The sequence below is a fragment of the Streptomyces sp. NPDC002784 genome (assembly GCF_053592135.1).
The window spans coordinates 95447-115052 of the sequence record NZ_JBSFVD010000005.1; the positions used below are offsets into that span (position 1 = coordinate 95447).

13 protein-coding genes and 3 pseudogenes are annotated in these 19606 nt (G+C 71.5%); 14 read left to right on the forward strand and 2 right to left on the reverse strand.

Going from position 1 to position 19606, the window contains the following annotated elements; translation table 11 throughout:
• The first annotated feature begins 60 nt into the window (after nucleotides 1-60).
• The 4 genes from ACWD1Z_RS12495 (at nucleotide 61) to ACWD1Z_RS12510 (ending at nucleotide 4019) form a co-directional block, all read left to right on the forward strand.
• The gene (locus tag ACWD1Z_RS12495; RefSeq protein ID WP_451117990.1) at nucleotides 61-1587 is read left to right on the forward strand and encodes an alanine/glycine:cation symporter family protein; all 1527 of its coding nucleotides are present in this window, start codon (nucleotides 61-63) and stop codon (nucleotides 1585-1587) included.
• A gap of 259 nt (nucleotides 1588-1846) precedes the next feature.
• The gene (gene nhaA / locus ACWD1Z_RS12500; protein ID WP_451118466.1) at nucleotides 1847-3148 is read left to right on the forward strand and encodes a Na+/H+ antiporter NhaA; all 1302 of its coding nucleotides are present in this window, start codon (nucleotides 1847-1849) and stop codon (nucleotides 3146-3148) included.
• A 45-nt stretch (nucleotides 3149-3193) separates the two neighbouring features.
• Nucleotides 3194-3433, forward strand: a complete 240-nt coding sequence (locus ACWD1Z_RS12505) for a hypothetical protein (protein WP_451117992.1) — start codon at nucleotides 3194-3196, stop codon at nucleotides 3431-3433.
• A gap of 355 nt (nucleotides 3434-3788) precedes the next feature.
• Entirely contained in the window at nucleotides 3789-4019 is a 231-nt protein-coding gene (locus ACWD1Z_RS12510) for a hypothetical protein (RefSeq protein WP_451117994.1), read from the forward strand.
• A gap of 10 nt (nucleotides 4020-4029) precedes the next feature.
• Here the strand turns inward: ACWD1Z_RS12510 and ACWD1Z_RS12515 are convergent, their stop codons facing one another.
• Together ACWD1Z_RS12515 and ACWD1Z_RS12520 are read right to left on the reverse strand one after the other, a co-directional pair.
• The gene (locus ACWD1Z_RS12515) at nucleotides 4030-5208 is read right to left on the reverse strand and encodes a Cmx/CmrA family chloramphenicol efflux MFS transporter (protein WP_451117996.1); all 1179 of its coding nucleotides are present in this window, start codon (nucleotides 5206-5208) and stop codon (nucleotides 4030-4032) included.
• A 228-nt stretch (nucleotides 5209-5436) separates the two neighbouring features.
• Nucleotides 5437-5937, reverse strand: a complete 501-nt coding sequence (locus ACWD1Z_RS12520) for a PaaI family thioesterase (RefSeq protein ID WP_451117998.1) — start codon at nucleotides 5935-5937, stop codon at nucleotides 5437-5439.
• Nucleotides 5938-6028: 91 nt separating this feature from the next.
• On the opposite strand from ACWD1Z_RS12520, the gene ACWD1Z_RS12525 reads away from it, so the two are divergent.
• The 10 genes and pseudogenes from ACWD1Z_RS12525 to ACWD1Z_RS12570 all read left to right on the forward strand — a co-directional run.
• Complete coding sequence (locus ACWD1Z_RS12525) at nucleotides 6029-6496, forward strand: winged helix-turn-helix transcriptional regulator (RefSeq protein ID WP_451117999.1); 468 nt, start codon at nucleotides 6029-6031, stop codon at nucleotides 6494-6496.
• A gap of 105 nt (nucleotides 6497-6601) precedes the next feature.
• A complete protein-coding gene (locus ACWD1Z_RS12530) occupies nucleotides 6602-7048 on the forward strand; it encodes a hypothetical protein (protein ID WP_451118001.1) in 447 nt (148 codons plus the stop codon).
• 32 nt (nucleotides 7049-7080) lie between these two features.
• A complete protein-coding gene (locus ACWD1Z_RS12535) occupies nucleotides 7081-7647 on the forward strand; it encodes a hypothetical protein (protein WP_451118003.1) in 567 nt (188 codons plus the stop codon).
• 169 nt (nucleotides 7648-7816) lie between these two features.
• Nucleotides 7817-8695, forward strand: a complete 879-nt coding sequence (locus tag ACWD1Z_RS12540; protein ID WP_451118005.1) for a hypothetical protein — start codon at nucleotides 7817-7819, stop codon at nucleotides 8693-8695.
• Nucleotides 8692-9864 (forward strand): annotated as a pseudogene (locus tag ACWD1Z_RS12545) (serine/threonine-protein kinase); the annotation flags it as partial. The gene ACWD1Z_RS12540 and the pseudogene ACWD1Z_RS12545, both read left to right, overlap by 4 nt.
• Nucleotides 9865-10139: 275 nt before the next feature.
• The gene (locus ACWD1Z_RS12550) at nucleotides 10140-10889 is read left to right on the forward strand and encodes an ABC transporter substrate-binding protein (RefSeq protein WP_451118007.1); all 750 of its coding nucleotides are present in this window, start codon (nucleotides 10140-10142) and stop codon (nucleotides 10887-10889) included.
• Nucleotides 10890-10954: 65 nt separating this feature from the next.
• Nucleotides 10955-13093, forward strand: a complete 2139-nt coding sequence (locus tag ACWD1Z_RS12555) for a bifunctional serine/threonine-protein kinase/ABC transporter substrate-binding protein (protein ID WP_451118009.1) — start codon at nucleotides 10955-10957, stop codon at nucleotides 13091-13093.
• Between the two features lie 178 nt (nucleotides 13094-13271).
• Entirely contained in the window at nucleotides 13272-16547 is a 3276-nt protein-coding gene (locus tag ACWD1Z_RS12560; protein WP_451118010.1) for a LamG-like jellyroll fold domain-containing protein, read from the forward strand.
• Nucleotides 16548-16725: 178 nt separating this feature from the next.
• Nucleotides 16726-19059, forward strand: a pseudogene (locus ACWD1Z_RS12565) (AbfB domain-containing protein); the annotation flags it as partial.
• A gap of 60 nt (nucleotides 19060-19119) precedes the next feature.
• Nucleotides 19120-19557 (forward strand): annotated as a pseudogene (locus tag ACWD1Z_RS12570) (AbfB domain-containing protein); the annotation flags it as partial.
• Nucleotides 19558-19606 lie beyond the last annotated feature (49 nt).

Below are 19606 nucleotides of genomic sequence, written 5' to 3' on the forward strand. Positions count from 1 at the left end.
AGACCGCTCTTCCTTCCGGCCCAGTCCGCTGGGCCGGTCCGCGCCACCGAGGTAGCCATCGTGTCACTCGATTCCATCACCACGTCCGTCGACGAGGCAGTCAGCGGATTCTTCGAACCCATAGCCACTTGGCTCGGAGAGGTCGTCTTCTACGCGGTCCCCGTAGGAGGCACCGACCTTCCCCTGATCGTGGCCTGGCTCGTGGTCGCGGGTCTCGTCTTCACCACCTGGTTCGGCTTCATCCAGCTGAAGCACTTCAAGCTCGCCGTGCAGACCGTGCGCGGCAAGTACGACGAGAAGGGGTCCGCGGGTGAGGTCAACCACTTCCAGGCGCTGACTGCCGCCGTCTCCGGCACCGTCGGCCTCGGCAACATCGCCGGTGTCGCCGTCGCCGTCACCATCGGCGGCCCGGGCGCCACCTTCTGGATGATCGTGTGCGGCCTGCTCGGCATGGCCACCAAGTTCGTCGAGGTCACCCTCGGTGTGAAGTACCGCGAGGTGCACGAGGACGGCACCGTCTCCGGTGGCCCGATGCACTACCTGCCCAAGGGCCTGACCGAGCGCTTCGGCAGCAACGGCGCCAAGCTCGGCAAGGTGCTGGCGATCCTCGCCTCCGTCATGATCCTCTTCTTCGGCCTCTTCGGCGGCAACCTCTTCCAGGTCAACCAGAGCTACACCCTCCTCGTCTCCGTCGCCGGCGGCGAGGACGGCGCCCTCGGCTCCTCGGCCGGCGCGCTCTTCTTCGGCATCCTGGTCGCCGCCCTGGTCGGCATCGTGCTGCTCGGCGGCATCCGCTCCATCGCCTCCGTCACCAGCCGTCTGGTCCCGGCCATGGCGATCATCTACATCACGGCCTGCCTCGTCGTCATCGTCGTCCACGTGACCGAGCTGCCCTCCGCCTTCTCCGCCATCATCGAGGGCGCGTTCAACCCCGAGGGCGTCGCGGGCGGCATCATCGGCGCCCTGATCGTCGGATTCAAGCGCGCCGCGTTCTCCAACGAGGCCGGTCTCGGCTCCGCCCCGATCGCCCACGCCGCGGTGAAGACCAAGCACCCCGCCAGCGAGGGCCTGGTCGCCCTGCTCGAGCCGTTCATCGACACGGTCGTCATCTGCACCATGACCGCGCTGACCATCATCATCGCGAACCCCGCCAGCTACCGCAGCGGCGAGGAGGGCATCGGCGGCGTCACCATCACCTCCGACGCCTTCGAGACCGTGCTGCCCTGGTTCCCGTACGTCCTCACCGTGGCCGTCCTGCTGTTCGCCATCTCCACGGTGCTCACCTGGGGCTACTACGGCCTCAAGGCGTGGACGTACCTCTTCGGCCGCAGCAAGGCCAGCGAGGTGACGTACAAGTCGCTCTACACCCTCTTCGCGGTGGCGGGCTCGCTGCTCACCCTGCAGACGCTGATCGACCTGGCCGACGCCGTGCTCTTCATGCTCGCCGTCATCAACATCATCGGCCTGTACCTGCTCGCCCCGGTCGTCAAGCGCGAGTTCAGCTCCTTCCTGGAGTTCGTCCGTGCCCGCAATGCCGGCGCGGGCGATGAGGGCGAAGAGCAGGAGTCGGCGAAGACCATCGTCTGACCGCCTCCGCGGTCCGGCTCCCGAGCGGGCCCGTACACACCTCGCGAAACTTGGTGTGGACGGGCCCGCTCGTCATGCGCAGCGAGGCATTTACGCAGATGAAAGGGTTCTGGCGGCAGAGGAGGTCGCCGGTTAGGGTGTAAGGAACGCGTCAGCGACTGCCCTCCGTGAGGGCGTACCGCCGACGCGCGGTGTGCCGGGAAGTCTGGTCGGCGTCAGGGGCTCGTATGCCCTCATGCCGATCCCCGGAGGCTTCTTCATGGCTGCCGCGCCGCGCGAGCGTTCCCCCTTCCTCGGTCTTCTGCCGCTGCCCGAGAGCATGGCCATCACCCGGGCCCTGAGGACGGAGACCGTCGGCGGGCTGGTGCTGCTGGTGTCGGCCGTGGTGGCGCTGGTGTGGGCGAACAGCCCCTGGTCCGACGCCTACGAATACCTCCGCGACGACGTCCACTTCGGGATACCGGCCCTCGGCCTGGACCTCTCGATCGGGCACTGGACCGCGGACGGTCTGCTCACCCTGTTCTTCCTCATCGCCGGTATAGAACTCAAGCGGGAACTGGTCGTCGGTGAGCTGCGGACCCCCGCCACCGCCGCCCTGCCGGTCATCGCCGCCGTCTCCGGCATGGTCGTCCCCGCCGCGGTGTACGCCGCCACCGCCTCGGCGGGAGGCGGCAGTGCGGACGGCTGGGCGGTGCCCATGGCCACCGACATCGCCTTCGCCCTGGCCGTACTCGCGGTGCTCAGCACCCATCTGCCCGCCGCGCTCCGCGCCTTCCTGCTGACCCTGGCCGTCGTCGACGATCTCGGTGGCATCCTCGTCATCGCCGTCTTCTTCACCAGCGATCTCAACTTCCTGGCTCTGGGCGGAGCGTTCGCGGGCCTCCTCGTCTTCTATCTGCTCCAGCGCTTCCGCGTCCGCGGATGGTGGTGGTACGCCCCGCTCGGGATCGCGATCTGGGCGCTGATGTACAACGGCGGCATCCACGCCACCGTCGCCGGCGTGGCCATGGGCCTCATCCTGCGCACCACCCGCGACAAGGACGAGGACCTCTCCCCCGGCGAACGCACCTCCCACCTCCTGCACCCTGTCTCGGCGGGGGTGGCCGTCCCCCTCTTCGCGCTCTTCGCCGCCGGTGTCAGCGTCTCCGTGGCCTCACTGGGTGAGGTGTTCACCGAGCCGGAACCGCTCGGCGTCGTCCTGGGGCTCGTCGTCGGCAAGACCGTCGGCATCTTCGTCGGTACCTACCTCGCCGCACGGTTCACCCGCGCCCGGCTCAACCCGGACCTGGCCTGGGCCGATGTCTTCGCACTGTCGGCGCTGGCCGGGATCGGCTTCACCGTCGCCCTCCTGATCGGCGACCTCGCCTTCTCCGACCCGGCGACCGCGGAAGCCGCCAAGGCCGCCGTCCTCGTCGGCTCGCTGACCGCCGCGGTGCTCGCCGCGATGCTGGTCAAGCGGCGCAACCGGATCTACCGCCGGCTGTACGAGGATGAGACCCGTGACGACAACCACGACGGCATCCCCGACATCTACCAATACAGTTCATCCACGGAACGCTGAAGCGGGAAGAGGCGGCTTGTGGATCCTTCGGCTTCGGTGACGACCGTGGCGATCATCGTCGCCGCCCTGGTCGTCCGAGCCGCGGTGCTGGAGATACGGCAGCCCGGCAGCGCGCGACGGGAGTGGGCCTGGGTCACGGACAAGGCGGCCTGGGCGGGCGGCTCGCTGACCGCTGTGGTCGTGGGCGGGCTGGGCTGGACCCATATGGGCCGCAGCGCACTGGCCTGGGGGCTGCTGGCCGGCCTCCTGGTCGCCCACGTCCTGGGCCGACGCTCGGCGAGCTGACCGCCACGTCCGTGTCGGCCGCACCATGGGCGGTACCTGACTGACGGCGAGGGAAACCAGTCCGGTGAACAGCAGGACGGTGCGCGCGGCGGGGCTGGTCAACTTCGGTGCAGTACCCCGAGTCGTACTACTTCCACGACTGTGTCGGCCACGCCTCGCCCGCGTGGACACGACGGCAACTGACGGCCACTGACGGCCGGGTTCGGGCATTCCTTCCGCGACTGCCCGCAGGTGCCCACCGGCAGGCCCCGCCGAACGTGACCGCGCCGGGGGTGACGGACGCGGAACGTGCCAAGATCGGCCGTAGATCCCGTGGGCACCCGGCAGTTGGCGGCCCTGGCGGAGAGGGGGACACATGTACGACGACGGCATCCGGGCGCGCTTCGACGGCCGTAGCCGCGTCGACGTGGTGCCGGGCCGGGTCTCGGCCGCGCGGCGGCGCCGGATCGAGGAGATCGCCCACGTGCTCGGCTGCCGACTGGTCGCCGTGCACCCCCTCTGGCCCGCCACCGCCCCACCTCCCCGGCCACGGCTTCCGCCCCGTCCTCTCCACCCACCACCGCCGCCACCTCCCCCTGCGGCGTGAAGGGCGGGTGTCACCGGGCCATGTCAGCGCCTCGGTCCGTCGTGACCATGCCGCGCAAGGGCAACGCGATGAGCAGGGTGACCGCGACGAGGACGCCGCTCGCCCACAGCGGCCCGAGGTTTCCGGCCGTGGCGCCCAGGGTGGTCGCGGCGATGAGAGGGCCCGCGGCGGCGCCGACGTTGAGCGCTGCCGTGGCGTACGCGCCTGCCATGGTGGGGGCCGCGGCGGCCTCGTAGAGGACCCGCGTGATCAGCGTGCTGCCCAGGGCGAAGGAGAGCGCGCCCTGGACGAGGACGAGGGTGCACAGGGCCACCGGTTCATGGGCCAGCAGGGCCAGGGCGGACCAGCCGATCAGCAGCAGCGGGCCGCCGGCGGTGATCACCAGGCCGGGACGCCGGTCGGAGAGGCGGCCGGCGACGGAGACCCCGACGAAGGAACCGGCACCGAACAGGACCAGCACGACGGAGATCCACAGCTCGCTCAGCCCGGCGGTGTCGGTCACCACCGGCGCGAGGAAGGTGAAGCCGGCGAACGTGGCCGCGTTCACCAGTGCGCCGAGCAGCATCGCCAAGAGCAGCCGCGGGCCGGCGAGTTGGGCGAGTTCGGCTCGCAGGGCTGTCGCGTCCGTCGACGCTTCCTCCGGCCGCCCCGCCGGGATGCCCCGGTACACGCCGAGTGCCGCGGGCAGGCACAGCACGGCAACCGCCCAGAAGGTGGCCCGCCAGTCGAGCAGCGTGCCGAGGACCGACCCGCCGGGGACCCCGGCGATCGTGGCCACCGTCGTGCCGGACAGCAGCACAGCCAGCGCGCGCCCCTTCCTGTCCGGCGGGACCAGCGCGGCGGCGGCCGTCAGGGCGACGGCGAGGAACCCCGCGTTGGCGATCGCGGCGACGACCCGGGCGGCGAACAGGAGCGGGAAGCTGGTGGTGCAGGCGCCCACGGCGTGCGCCGCCGCGAACACGAGGACGAACCCGAGAAGGCTGGAGCGCCGGGGCCAGTTGCGGGCGAACGCGGCCACGAGGGGGGCGCCGACGATCATGCCGATCGCGTAGGCGGAGGTGAGTGTGCCCGCCGTTGCGACGGTGACGTCGAGATTCGCGGCGATGTCCGGTACGAGACCGGCGAGCATGAACTCCGAGGTGCCCATGGCGAAGACGGCCAGGGCGAGCAGATACAGCGGGAGAGGCATCGAGTGGCTCCGAGGTGAGGAGAGAAGAGGGTCGTCTCGTCACCGCGGTCGGCCCCCGGAGCACACTCGTCCCGCCGCGCAACGGCGGTGGGACGGTTATGAGTTCAGTGGTTCAGGGGGCTGACGGCGTGACCGAAAGCCCCCGACTCGTCTGACTCAGGACTCGACATGTCCCGCACGCTACCGGAGCACCGCCTCGCGCGGCATCCCGGTTTCCGCGAGTGGCCTTCAGGCCGCCGGTGGAGGCACCGGGAAGAGCATGCAGCTGCTCGTGGCGTGGGCCAGCAGGCGGTCCTTCGCGTCGATGAGCCTGGCCTCCGCGAGCGCGGTCTGCCGGCCGCGGCTGACGATCGCGCCGATGGCCCGGACCCGCCCCGTGTCCACCGTGATCCGCTTCAGGAACTTCACGGTCAGATCGAGCGAGGTGTACCCCATGCCCGGCGGCAGCGTGGACTGCACGGCGCAGCCCGCCGCCGAGTCGAGCAGGGTGGCGTAGACACCGCCGTGCACGCTGCCGATCGGGTTGTAGTGCTCCTCGCCCGGTGTCATCGAGAACACCGCCCGGCCCTCGTCCACCTCGTCGAGGGTGAAGTCGAGGGTCCCCGCGACGGGCGGCGCGGGCAGTCGGCCCGCGAGCATCTCCCGCAGCAGGTCCAGCCCGGAGGCGTGCCCCACGGCGGCGGCGGTGATCGAGGGGTCCTCCCACTCGTACGTGCGTGTGCGTCCCATGCCCCGGCATCCTCTCCGCTGACTTCGTCAACTGAAGCTAGCCGGGTGGTCACCTGGCTGTCAAAGGTGAAGCCAGCGCTAGCATGGGGGCATGGAGTGGCTCGACGTCAGTACGGAGAACTGTCCCGTCCAGTGCACCCTCGACCTGGTCGGCGAGAAGTGGACGCTGCTGATCCTGCGGGATGCCGCCAACGGCGTCCGCCGGTTCGACGACTTCCGGCGCCATATCGGCCTGTCCGAGGCGGTCTTGAGCGACCGGCTGCGCAAGCTGACCGCGGCCGGCATCCTGACGACCGTCCCCTACCGCGAGCCGGGCAGCCGCTCCCGCAACGAGTACCGGCTGACCCGCAAGGGATGGGACCTGTGGCCCGTGCTCGTCGCGCTGCGCCAGTGGGGCGAGACCTACGCCCCGGATCCCCAGGGACCCGTCCTCGACCTGCGCCACGCCGACTGCGGAGCCCCGGTCCGCGTCGTCGTCGAGTGCGCCGAGGAGCATGCCGCGCTGTCGCCCCGCGAGGTCTCCGCGAAGCCGGGACCCGGGGCGCGGCCTCGGACCTAGCGGGAATTCCTGCCGCAGCCGCCCGCGGAACCGATCCGCCGACCGCCGTGTCCTCCTTCGCAAGTGGTGGTTCCACGCCACGGGGCCACCGGTGAAGGGGGAGCCATGGGGCAGTTACGCGAGGGGGCACGTGTCGGCGCATGGGCCGTCAGCGGGGTCGTCGGCCTCGCCGTGCTGTACGTGATCGGGGCGTTCGCCTTCGGCGGCGCGGCGTGGATCACCGCACCCTTCCGGGGGGAGGTGGACAAGCGCGGGAACACGGTGGCGTCCGGGGAGTTCCGCCAGACCACCTACGAGACGTTCTTCGATCTGTGCGCGGCCGTACAGAACGCCGAAGGAACGATTCAGGCGCTCCTCGAGGAGCGGGAGACCGCCTCGGAGGCACGGGCGACGCAGATCGATCAGTCGATCACCGCGCTCAAGGCCACTCGGATCGAGTCCGTCAACGACTACAACGCCAAGGCCGCTCAGGAGCACCGCGGGCCCTTCCGCGACCAGGACCTGCCGTACCGGCTGGACGCCGACGCGGAGCGTACGACATGCGCCCACTGATCCCCACCACTCCGGGAAGAGGACAGCAAGGGATGAAGAAGTTCGTGCACACGGTCCTGGTCGGCGTCGTCGCGCTCGTGGTGGGCCTCGCCCTCGCCTCCTGCACCGGCGACTCCAGCCAGGACAAGGAGAACAAGGCCAAGCAGGAGAACTACGACCACCTCGTGGCCCAGCAGCCGGCGGGCCGCATGGAGTACTCCCCCACCCGCGAAGCGATCAACCAGTGGATCAAGACGTGGGGCAAGCGGGGCAAACTCTCGTACGTCTACATTCAGAACGCCAAGGGCGAGTACGGGTACTTCATTATGAAGGGCCTCCCGGTGCCGCGCTGCAAGATGCTCACCCCCACCGAGCGCGTGGAGTCCTCCTCCGACGGCATCGCGGTCCTGTCGCAGCCCGGCATGGACGGCACGTACTCCTCGGGCTCCACGTGCAACGCCTACTACGGCTTCGACGCCACGACGGGTGCGTACATGGAGTTCACCATCGGCACGAACCAGTCCTTCTTCCTGTTCGACAAGCCCATGACGATGCCGGAGTACGCGAGCGCCAGGCAGTTGGGGCCGACGTCGGTGAAGGACGTCGGCAAGCGACGCTGAGCCGGACCACCCGGTCTCCGCCACACCGTCGTGGCCAAGCGGTGTCAATGTGCCAAGTCCGTTCCGGACCAGTCGAGTTGGTGTTCGGACGACGTTCGATGCGCCAAGCTTTCCTCCGTACGCACCGCCGCGGGGCGGGAGAGCGTCCGTACGGGGCTGGGGGGCTGGGATGACCGAGTGGAGACCGGTCGGGGCGGCGGTGGTGGGGGCACTGCTGCTGGCCGGATGCACCAGTGGTGCGGACGGGGATCCTGGCGGGCGTACGACGACCGGTCCGGCGCGGAGCAGCGGCGGCGCGGGCGGGGCCAGTGCCTCGGCGAGCGCGGCCGAGGACGAGCCGTACACGATGGCCGAGGAGTCGGCACCACAAACCCGGTCCGAGGCGGTCGCGTTCGTGCGGGGGCTCAACACGCGGCCGGATCACTTCGGCGCCGAGTTCCGCAAGGCACAGCCGTACGAGAGTGATCCGGCCGAGTGGGCCGTACTCGACGAGGACTGCGTCTGGCGGCGGCAGCCGCTGCCCGGCACGGTGCTGGCCAGTCTCACCCGGAGGTTCGTGCTGCCGGAGAGCGGGGGCAAGGGGGCCGTGCAGGTCTCCCTGACGGTCACCGTCCACACCTCCACCACGGCCGCGCGCCGGGACATGGCCGCGTCCCTGGAGGAAGCGATGCGCTGCCCCGACCAGCGGCTCAACGCCACTGAGCGGGTGAGCGGACTGTACTCACGGGCCGATCCGTTCTCCGAGATGCGCAACGGGATCACCGACGACGACCTCGTGGAGAGCGGCACGTACCTGGTGGACGGCACGAAGGGCGAGCTGCCCTTCGACTGGTTCAAGTACCGGCTCGGTCCGGTCACGGTCGCCGCGACGGACCGTATCGGAGCGGGCCATGACGAGGAGGCGGCGTCCCGGATCGCCTCGCAGGTGGCGCAGGGCGTGGGCTACACGGCCGCCGAGATCGACGGCATCGGCGGCAACCGGGCCGGGGGCGGCGCCGACGGCAAGGGCGGCACCGACGGCGAGGACGATGCGGAGGGTTCGCGATGAGTGAGCCGCTCAGGCCCGCCGACCCCTCCCGGATCGCCGGGTTCCGGCTGCTGCGGCGGCTCGGCGCGGGCGGTATGGGCGTGGTCTATCTGGGACGGGCCGACGACGGCACGCTCGCGGCGGTCAAGGTGATCCGGGGCGAGAGCGCGGGCGACCCCGCGTTCCGGGACCGGTTCACGCGCGAGGCGGAGCTGGCGCGGCGGGTCACCAGCCGCTGGGTGGTGCCGGTGCTAGGCGCGGACGCGGAGGCGGCGGAGCCATGGCTGGCGACCGCGTTCGTCCCGGGCCCCTCGCTGGTCGAGGCGGTCGCCGAGCACGGCCCGCTGCCCTCCGCGACGGCCCGCTCGCTCGGCAGGCTGCTGGCCGAGGCGCTGGCGCGGCTGCACGCGGCCGGGCTGGTCCACCGGGACGTGAAGCCCGGCAATGTGCTGCTGGCCCTGGACGGACCCCGGCTGATCGACTTCGGGGTCGCGCGGCCCGAGGACGACACGGCGCTGACGGCTTCCGGGATGGTCGTCGGCAGCCCCGGCTTCCTCTCCCCCGAACAGGCCCGCGGCGAACCGGCCACTGCGGCGAGCGACGTCTTCTCCCTCGGCGGCGTACTGGCCTACGCCCTGACCGGCCGCCCGCCCTTCGGCAGCGGGGCGCCCGAGGCCCTGCTGTACCGCACGGTCCACGACGAACCCGAGCTGGACGGCATCGAGGAGGACTTCCGGGCCCTGGTCGCCCGCTGTCTCTCCAAGGACCCGGGAGACCGGCCCACCGCCGAGGAGCTGCGGCGCCTGCTGGCCGAGGACGACCCGGACGGCACCGCCGAACTGCCCGACGCGGTCGCCCGTATGATCGCCGCCCGGTCCGCCGAAGGGCTCGCCCTGCCCGAGATCGAGCCGACCGCAGTGGACGAATCCGCGGCACCGACCGGCCCCGGCGGCGACCCCCAGGACGCGGCCGGCCGGCGCCCGAACCGGCGCCGGCTGCTGCTGGCCGGCGGGGCGTTGCTGCTCACCGCGGGAGGTGCGGGCGCCGCCGTGCTCGCGACCCGCGACAACGACGAGAAGCCCGGCACGGCCCGGCCGGTGTACGTCCTCGGTGTGCACGCCAGCACGTGCGCGCCGCTGGTCAGCCGGGTCAGCGAACGCTCCGCCCGCCTCGCCGTCGCCCAGCACAACACCACCCCCGGCCGCGCCTACGACCTGAAGGTCCGCGTCCTGCGGGACGAGGGCAGCGCACCCAGCGCCCAGGACGTGGCGGGCCGCTTCACCGCGGACCGGGACGTGATCGCCGTCCTCGGGCCCGTCACCGAGCTGCCCATGCGGACGGCGGCGAAGGTCTACGGCCAGGCCGGGTTGACGCATGTGTCGAGCACCACGGGACAGCAGGACTACTTCCTGACCTCGCCCAAGGCGTCGTTCCAGACCGGCATGGCGCACATCGCGCTCGGCGGATGGATCGCGCTGCACGCCATGCTCACCGGTCAGCTCGGACGCCTCGGAGTCGTCCTGGACCGCTCCGGCGGCACGGCCGTCCAGGACCAGGCCGGCCTCCTCTCAAGCAGTGGCGGGACTCGCTCGGGGCTGAGGTCGTGCCCCGGGTGGTGGCCGAGGAGACCGGCGACGGCCCGGACGCGGTCCGCGCGCTGCTCGCCGACAAGGTCACCGCGTTCGCCTACCTCGGCCCCCTGGACGCCACGGTCGCCGCGGCGAACCAGCTGGCCGCGGCCGGTTTCGACGGCCCGCGCCGGATGCAGCACCTGCTGTACGCCTCGGACTTCCCGCGCCGCGCGGGAGCCGCGGGCGAAGGCTGGTACGTGGTCAACGCCGCCGCGGAACCGGCCGCCCTGACCAGCAAGGCGGCACGGGAGTTCACCGCCGCCTGGCGCACCCGCTACGGCGCGGCGCCCGAACCGTACGCAGCGGAGGCGTACGACTCCGTGCGCATGCTGCTCGGCGCGTTCGCCCGGACGGTGCCCTCGCGGCGCGGTGCCCGGCCGGCGCGGGCCGCCCTCGGGGAGCGGCTGGCCTCGGCCGAGTACCAGGGCATCGACCGGACGTACACCTTCGGCGAATACCACCACTTCGCCGCCGAGGGGGACGACTGGATGAACAGCACGTATGCGCATGAGGTGCGCGACGGGCGCTTCCGCCAGCTGGGGTCGCTGGCCGACCTTCAGGGCACGGAGACCGCTCAGGGCTGAGACGCCCGCGCCCGGCGCCGGAGCTGCGCGTCGGCGAGCGGGCGGGCGGAGAGGGGGGTTGTGCCATGGACCGGCTGCTGCCGTCCGACCCGGCCATGATCGGCGCGTACCGACTGGCGGCGCGGCTCGGCGCGGGCGGGATGGGCGTGGTGTACCTCGCCCGTTCCCCGCACGGCACGTGGTGCGCCCTGAAGTCGATCCGCTCCGAGCACGCGGACGATCCGGGGTTCCGTGCCCGCTTCCGGCGCGAGACGGAACTGGCGGTACGGCTCAGGGGCCGCTGGACCGTGCCCGTCATCGCCGCCGACGCCGAGGCCCGTTCCCCGTGGCTGGCCACCGCCTATGTGCCGGGGCCCTCGCTCGCCGAGGCCGTCGCCCGGCACGGTCCCTGGCCGGCGGCGGCTCTGCGCTGCCTGGGCGCCGCGCTGGCCGAGGTGCTCGACGCGGTCCACGACAGCGGGCTCGTCCACCGGGATGTGAAGCCCGCCAACATCCTGCTCGCCGCGGACGGCCCCCGGCTGATCGACTTCGACATCGCCCGCGCGGTCGGCGTGACCGCGCTCACCGCGGACGGGTCGGTCATCGGGTCCCCGGGCTATCTCTCTCCCGAACAGGCACGCGGCCGCACGGTGGGTCCGCCGAGCGATGTCTTCTCGCTGGGCTGCGTCCTGGCCCACGCGGCCACCGGCCGTCCCGTCTTCGGCACCGGCGGCGCGGCCGGCGTGCTGTACCGGACCGTGCACGAGGAACCCGACCTGGAAGGGCTGCCCGACGCGCTCACCGGGATCGTGGGGCGGCGTCTGTCCAAGGAGCCGGAACAGCGCCCGACGGTCGGTGAACTGCGGGAGCACTTCGGTCTGTTCGACGAGCGGAGCTGGCTGCCGGAAGGGCTGTCGGCGCTGGTGGCGGCCCGCGCGGCGCGGGTGCTCGACCTGCCGGTGCCGCAGGGCACGGTCGTCGACGGGCCCCCGGTGGGCTCGGCGGCGGATGCCCGGACCCGGGCCGCCGAGCCGCTCGCGGCACCGGGGACGTCCCGCCGCCGGGTGCTGGCCATGGGCGGCGCGGTCCTGGGCATCGGCGCGGCGGGTGGCGGCAGTTGGTGGCTCTGGGGACGCTCCGGCCCGACCCGCGCCGGAAACGTGCCGCAGCGGGTGATCGGTCTGCTCGGCGACCGGTCCGACCCCGCGTTCCTCGCTCATGAGCGTGGCGCCCGGCTGGCGGTGAGCGAGCACAACACCGCCTCGCGACGCGCCTTCGATCTCGCGCTGCGCACCGCCGACGGCGGCGGCACCGCGAAGGGGACCGCCGCGGCAGCCACCGCCCTGGCCGCCGACCCGGAGGTCTCCCTGCTGATCAGCAGCGGCACCAACGTGACCGTGCCCGCCGCGATGGAGGCCTGCGCCCTGGCCGGCATGCCGCATCTCGTCACCCGGGCCGACACGAGCGAACTCGACACCGCCAACCTCACCACCACACTGCTGACGCGCTCGACGAGGACAGCCGGGCCGCCGGCGATCCTGCGCTATCTGAACCGGGTGGTGAAACCCGCGCGGACCGCGGTCGTCCACGATCTGACCGACGCCGCCGAGACCGTCCCGACGGTCCGCATCGTCACCGTGCACGGCAAACTCGACGGCGACGTCACGCTGGAGGAAGTCGCCGCGGACCGCGACTTCACCGCCGCGGCCCGGCGGATCACCGGCCGCGGGGACGACGCCGTCCTGCTCGCGAGCGCCCGTCCCGACCGGGCCGCGTCCTGCGCCCGTGCCCTGCGGGAAGCGGGATATCGCGGCGTGTGCGTGGCGGACGAGCATGTGCTCGGCGCCCGTTTCCTCGTGCAGGCGGAGGGCTGGCTGATCGGCACGGGGTACGCGGACCCCGTCGCCGACCCGCGCCTCAAGGCGTTCACCGCGGCCCACCGGGCCCGCTTCGGCGCCGCCCCGGCACCCTGGGCCGCCGAGGCGTACGACACCGTCCGCTTCGCCGCCCACGGCCTGACCGCGGCCGGCCCCGAGCCCCGTACCGCCCTCCGTTCCGAAATCCTGCGCCGCCCCTGGCAGGGCGTCACCCGCACGTTCAGCTACGACGCCGACAACGAGTTCTTCCAGGCGCACGACGACGCCGGCGCCTTCCTCTACCGGGTGACGGACCGCACCGCCCGCTTCGTCTCCCGCGCCGACGACATCAACCGGGTCACGGGGTGACGACCCGGCGCCGCGCCTGGCGCCGGGTCCTGTGACGGTAAGTCAACCCAGGGGTGCGAGAGGTCTGGACAGCTGTGAGAGGCCGTGCTGTCATACCGCTGTCACCCGATTTCCAACGTTGAAAAGTCCCGCTCCGGCGCCCCCGCCCGGTCACGGCCTCCGCACGAGGAAAGGTTCGATGACACCACACCGCACCCGTACCCGAGCCAGATGGTGGGCGCTGCTCGCGGCGGCCGCCCTGACCCTGACGCCGGTGGGCCTGCTGCCCACCGCGACGGCCGCGGAGCAGCCGAGCAGTGTGTCGGCGCCCCCGGCCGCACGGGCCGCCGTCCAGACGCACGGCCTGAAGGGCGAGTACTTCAGCATGTCGGCGCCCGGCGCCCGCGACTTCGCCGAACTGGGCGGCACCCTCCTCGACCCCCAGATCAACTTCTCCGGACTGACCAGCACCTTCGAGGAGTTGACCGGGCAGACGGAACACACCACCGCGCGCTGGACGGGACACATCACCGCGCCCGCCACCGGCGACTACACCTTCCACGCCATCGGCGACAACGGCTTCCGCCTCTACATCGACGACGAGCCCGTCATCGACCACTGGGTGGGCGACTGGGACCGCGAACAGACCAGCGCCCCCGTACGGCTGACCGCCGGTGAGCCGCACGACTTCCGCCTGGAGATGTTCCAGGACACCGGCGGAGCCAGCATGTATCTGCGCTGGTCGACCCCGGCCCTGCCCAGACAGCTCGTGCCGATGTCGGCGTTCACCCCGCCGGCCGGCTTCGAGGTCTACCCGGTGGAGCCCTCCGTCGCCGCGGACGGCAAGCGGCTGCGTCTGCGCTTCGACGGCCGCGTGGGCGGGCTCCAGGCGGCCGGGGAGCACCTCAGGATCGAGGCGGACACCACCGCCATGCCCATCGGGTCGGTCGCGCCCTACCCGGGCGACGACTCCTCCCTGCTGGTCACGCTCACCAAGCCGATCCAGAAGAACCAGCTGGTGCGGGTCTCCTACGACGGCCAGGGCGGCCTGACGGTCGGCGGCGAGCGCGTGCCGAAGGTCATCCGCTACGCCGAGAACGCCTCCGCCCACCGGCTCACCACACCGTGGGGCGACAAGCTCGACAAGCAGCACCCGCTGCCCGAGTACCCGCGCCCGCAGCAGGTGCGGTCCGCGTGGAAGAACCTCAACGGGCCCTGGCAGTTCAGCGCCGCCGAGGAGGGCGAGGAGCCGGTCTTCGGCAAGAGCCTCGACGAGAAGATCATCGTGCCGTTCCCCGTCGAGTCCCAGCTGTCGGGCCTGGAGCGGCACGAGGACCACATGTTCTACCGCAGGCTCGTCGACGTCCCCAGGGACTGGAAGGTGGGCACCGACAGCCGCGCCAACCGGCTCAAGCTCCACTTCGGCGCCGTGGACTACCGCGCCCGCGTGTACGTCAACGGCACCGAGGTCGCCGAACACACCGGCGGCTACACCGCCTTCAGCGCCGACATCACCGACGCGCTCAAGGGCACCGGCCCCCAGGAGATCGTCGTCGCCGTCACCGACACGGGCGGCGCGAACCAGCCCATGGGCAAGCAGTCCACGCACCCCAGCGGCATCTTCTACACCCAGACGTCCGGCATCTGGCAGACCGTCTGGATGGAGCCCGTCGCGCCCGCGTCCATCGACGACATCGTCACCACCCCCGACATCGACACGGGCACCCTCGCCGTGACGGTCGACTCCGACGGCGCCTCCCCCGCCGCCCGCGTGGAGGCCGTGGCCCGCGACGCCCGCGGCACGGTCGTCGGCCGGGTCAGCGGACCGGCCGACGAGCAACTCACCCTGCCCGTGGCCGAGCCACGTCTGTGGAGCCCGGACGACCCCTACCTCTACGACCTCGACGTCAGGCTCACCGACGGCAGGTCCACCGACCGGGTCGACAGCTACTTCGGCATGCGCGAGGTCGGCATCGAGAAGGTCGGCGGCTTCAACAAGCTCGTCCTCAACGGCAAGCCGGTCTTCTCCCTCGCCACCCTGGACCAGGGCTTCTGGCCCGACGGTCTGTACACCGCGCCCAGCGACGAGGCCCTCGCCTTCGACCTCAAGGCGCACAAGAAGCTCGGCTTCAACGCCGTCCGCAAACACATCAAGGTGGAACCGGACCGCTGGTTCTACCACGCCGACAAGCTCGGGCTGCTGGTCTGGCAGGACTTCGTCTCCGGCAACATCACCGACGAGACGGGCCAGAGGGCCTTCGTCGACCAGGGCCGGGAGATGATGCGGCAGCACCACGACGCACCGTCCGTCATCGGCTGGATCGTCTTCAACGAGGGCTGGGGCGAGTGGAGCCGCGAGGAGACCGGCCGCATCGCCGAGTCCGTGCGGGCCGCCGACCCGTCCCGTGTCGTGAACGCCCACAGCGGGGTCAACTGCTGCAACTCCAAGGGCGATTCGGGCAAGGGCGACATCATCGACCACCACGACTACAACAACACCGATCCCGCCTTCCCCGACGAGACCCGGGCCGCCATGGACGGCGAGCACGGCGGCTTCACCCTGCGCACCCCGGGACACATGTGGCCCGGCGCCCCGACCGTGATCTACAGCGGCGTCACCACCAGGGAGGAGCTGACCCGCAAGTACGTGGAGAACACCGAGCGGTTCTATCTCGCGCAGGCCCGCGCGGAGCTGTCCGGATCGGTGTACACCCAGATCACCGACCTGGAGAACGAACTCAACGGCCTCTACACCTACGACCGTCGCGAGATCAAGGTGGACCCGGCCCAGGTGCGGGACATCAACCGCGAGGTGATCGCCGCCGGAGCCGCCGCGGGCTCGCAGAAGCCCCTGACGGGCGGCGGACACTGGAGCCTGGACGAGAACGCAGGCACCACCGCCCAGGACCAGGGCCCCGCCGACCGGCCGCTCACCCTGCGCGAGGGAGCCTCCTGGACGCCCGGCGTCAGCGGCAGCGCGCTGAAGTTCGACGGCCAGAAGCAGTACGCGGCGACCGCCGGACCGGTGCTCGACACCACCGGCAGCTACTCCGTGGCCGCCTGGGTCCGGCTCGACCAGCTCCCCGGCAACTACGCCACCGCGGTCAGCCAGGACTCCCGCGCCACGGCCAACTCCTTCTACCTCCAGTACGGGCACGGCACCTTCGCCTTCAGCACGCCCGGCGAGCGCCGCGCCCAGGTGCCCACCGCCGTGGAGACGGGCCGCTGGTACCACCTCGTCGGCGTCCGCGACGCCGCCGACAACGAGATCCGGCTGTACGTCGACGGCGCGCTCGCGGCGACCGCCACCGGCGGCGCCGCGCACCCGAGCACCGGCCCGCTGACCGTGGGCCGGGCCCACTGGGACGGCTCCCAGGTCGACTTCTGGAACGGCGCGGTCGACGAGGTCCACGCCTTCGACAAGGCCCTGACAGCGGAGGAGGTGGGCGGCCTCCACGCCGACGAGAAGCCCTGACCGACAGCGCACCGGAAACGGTTCCGGTGGCAGGAGGCCACCTCCCGCCCACCGGAACCCCGGCGCGGGGCCCCTCACCCCCGCCTTCGCTCACCCCGCACGGACTCCCGCACGCTGCTTGTGCCGTCGGCCGCGCGGCAGCGGGACTCCCCGTGCCCGTCTGCCCTGGAGGAGTTCGATGCGCCGCATCATCGCCTGCCTGGCGGCCCTGTTGGCGATGACCGGAGGCTTACTCGTCTCCGGCACCACCACCGCCACCGCCGCCGTCACCCCCAAGACACCGCCGCTGAGCACCCCGTGGACCGGTCAGGTGTCCACCACCAGTCCCCTGCCGGACTATCCCCGGCCACAGATGACCAGACCGGACTGGCAGTCCCTCAACGGGGAGTGGCAGTTCCTCAACCCACCCACCGACAGCTCGGGCAACGTCAACCGCAACGCCGCTCCCCCGGTCGGCCAGACCTTGCCCGAACGCATCCTGGTGCCCTATCCGGTGGAGTCGGCGCTGTCCGGCATCATGCGCAACGACAACCGGGACCTGATGTTCTACAAGCGCACCTTCACCGTCCCGCAGAGCTGGGCCGGCCAGCGGGTGCAACTGCACTTCGGGGCCGTCGACTACGAGGCCACGGTCTGGGTCAACGGCACCCAGGTCACCACCCACAAGGGCGGCTACGACCGCTTCGAGGCCGACATCACCCCGCAGCTGAGCGGCGGCACGAACGAACTGATCGTCCGCGTCTACGACCCGACCGACGGACGAGGCGAGAAGCAGCCGGTCGGCAAGCAGGTGAACAACCCCGGTGGCATCTTCTACACCCCCTCCTCCGGCATCTGGCAGACGGTGTGGATGGAGCCCACCCCCGCCTCCTCGATCTACTCCGTCGACATCGTGCCGAACCTCTCGGACAACACCGCGCGGGTCCGCGTCTTCACCCGCGGCAACGTGGGCGGCCACACCGTCCTGGCCGAGGCGATGTCGGGCTCCCAGGTGGTGGGCAGTTCGACCGGCGGCTTCACCGAGTTCTCCGTCCCCGTGCCCGACGCTCGCCGCTGGTCGCCCGACGACCCCTTCCTGTACGACCTGCGCGTCACCCTGCGCGATGCCGCCGGCAATCCGGTCGACCGGGTCACCAGTTACTTCGGCATGCGCGAGGTCGGCAAGAAGATGCTCAACGGGATCATGCGCCCCACCCTGAACGGTGAGTTCGTCTTCCAGATCGGCACCCTGGACCAGGGGTTCTGGCCGGACGGCCTCTACACCGCCCCCACCGACGCGGCCCTCGCCTTCGACGTGCAGAAGCACAAGGACCTGGGCTTCAACATGGTGCGCAAGCACATCAAGGTCGAGCCCCCACGCTGGTACTACCACGCCGACCGGCTCGGGCTGCTGGTGTGGCAGGACGTCCCCTCCACGCCCGCGTCCGACCAAAGCCGCACCCCGGCACAGATCGCGCAGTTCGAGACCGAGGCCCGCGAGATCATCGACGAGCACCGCTTCTCCCCCGCCGTGGTCACCTACGTCCCGTTCAACGAGGGCTGGGGCGAGTGGGACCTCGCCGCCACCCGGCGCGTCACCACCGACCTGGAGAACTACGACCCGACCCGGCTGATGAACCCGCACAGCGGCTTCAACTGCTGTGCCTCCAGAGGCGACCCCGGCACCGGTGACATCATCGACTGGCACGTCTACACCGGCCCGGACGCCCCGCGCCCGTCGGCCACCCGGATCTCCGTGCTCGGCGAGTTCGGCGGCATCGGGCTGCGTACACCCGGTCACGAGTACAGCCCGAACGGCCAGTTCTTCGCCTACGAGCAGGTCTCCAGCCGCGAGCAGCTGAACGACCGCTATACCGGCATGGTCCGTGACGCACAGCAGCTGATGACCACCAAGGGCCTGTCCGCCTACGTCTACACCGAGATCACCGACGTCGAGGGCGAGTACAACGGACTCTTCACCTACGACCGGCGCGTGCAGAAGGTCGACACCGGGCAACTGCGCACGGCCCACGGCGCGCTCGTCCGCGCCTCACGCAACCTCAACGCCCCGGTCGCCCTCACCCTCGGGCACGTCCGCTCCTTCAAGGTGACCACGCCGGGCTTCACCGACCGCTATCTGCGGCACGCCAACTCCACTGTCCGCACCGACGTGCTGAGCAGCGCCTCCGGTGACGGCGCCCGCCAGGACGCCTCCTTCCGCACGGTCGCCGGACTGGCCGATCCGCGCTGCTACTCCTTCGAGTCGGTCAACCAGCCCGGCCGCTATCTGCGCCACGCCGACAGCCGGGTCCGCGTCGACGCGGACACCGGCGGCCCGTTCGCCGCGGACGCCACCTGGTGCAGCCGGGCCGGTCTCGCCGCGGGCGGCACGTCCTTCGAGTCGCTCAACCACCCCGGCCACTACCTGAGGCACTACGCGGACAGCGTCTACCTCGCCCGCAGCGGCGGCCCCAACGCCTGGGACACCCCTGCCTCCTTCGCCGCCGACGCCACCTGGAACACCGGCGACCCGGCCCTGTGGCGCAGCTCCGCACTGCTGCCCACCGATGTGCGGCGGTCGCTGCGGGTGACCACCTGGGGGCACACCAACCGCTACCTGAGGCACGCCGACAGCCTCGCCCGCACCGACATCGTCGACGCGGGCAGCAGCGCGCTGCTCAAGCAGGACGCGACGTACACCGTGCGGCGCGGGCTCGCCGACGCCTCCTGCTACTCCTTCGAGTCGGTGAACTACCCGGGCCAGTTCCTGCGGCACGCCGACAGCCGGGTGCGCAACTCGCCCGACGACGGCTCGGCGCTGTTCCGCCAGGACGCCACCTTCTGCGCCCGCCCGGGGATCGGCGGGACGGGTGTCACCTTCGAGTCGATCAACATTCCCGGCTCGTTCCTGCGGCATCACGCCTCGCAGGTGTACATCGCCTCCGGCAACGGCAGCGGTGACGTCTTCGACCGTCCGGGGACCCTCACCGCCGACAGCAGCTGGGACCTCGCGGCCCCGTGGGCTCCCTGATCCACCCGTGACTCCCCGGGAGGCACCGGGCCTCTCGGGGAGCGCTCGG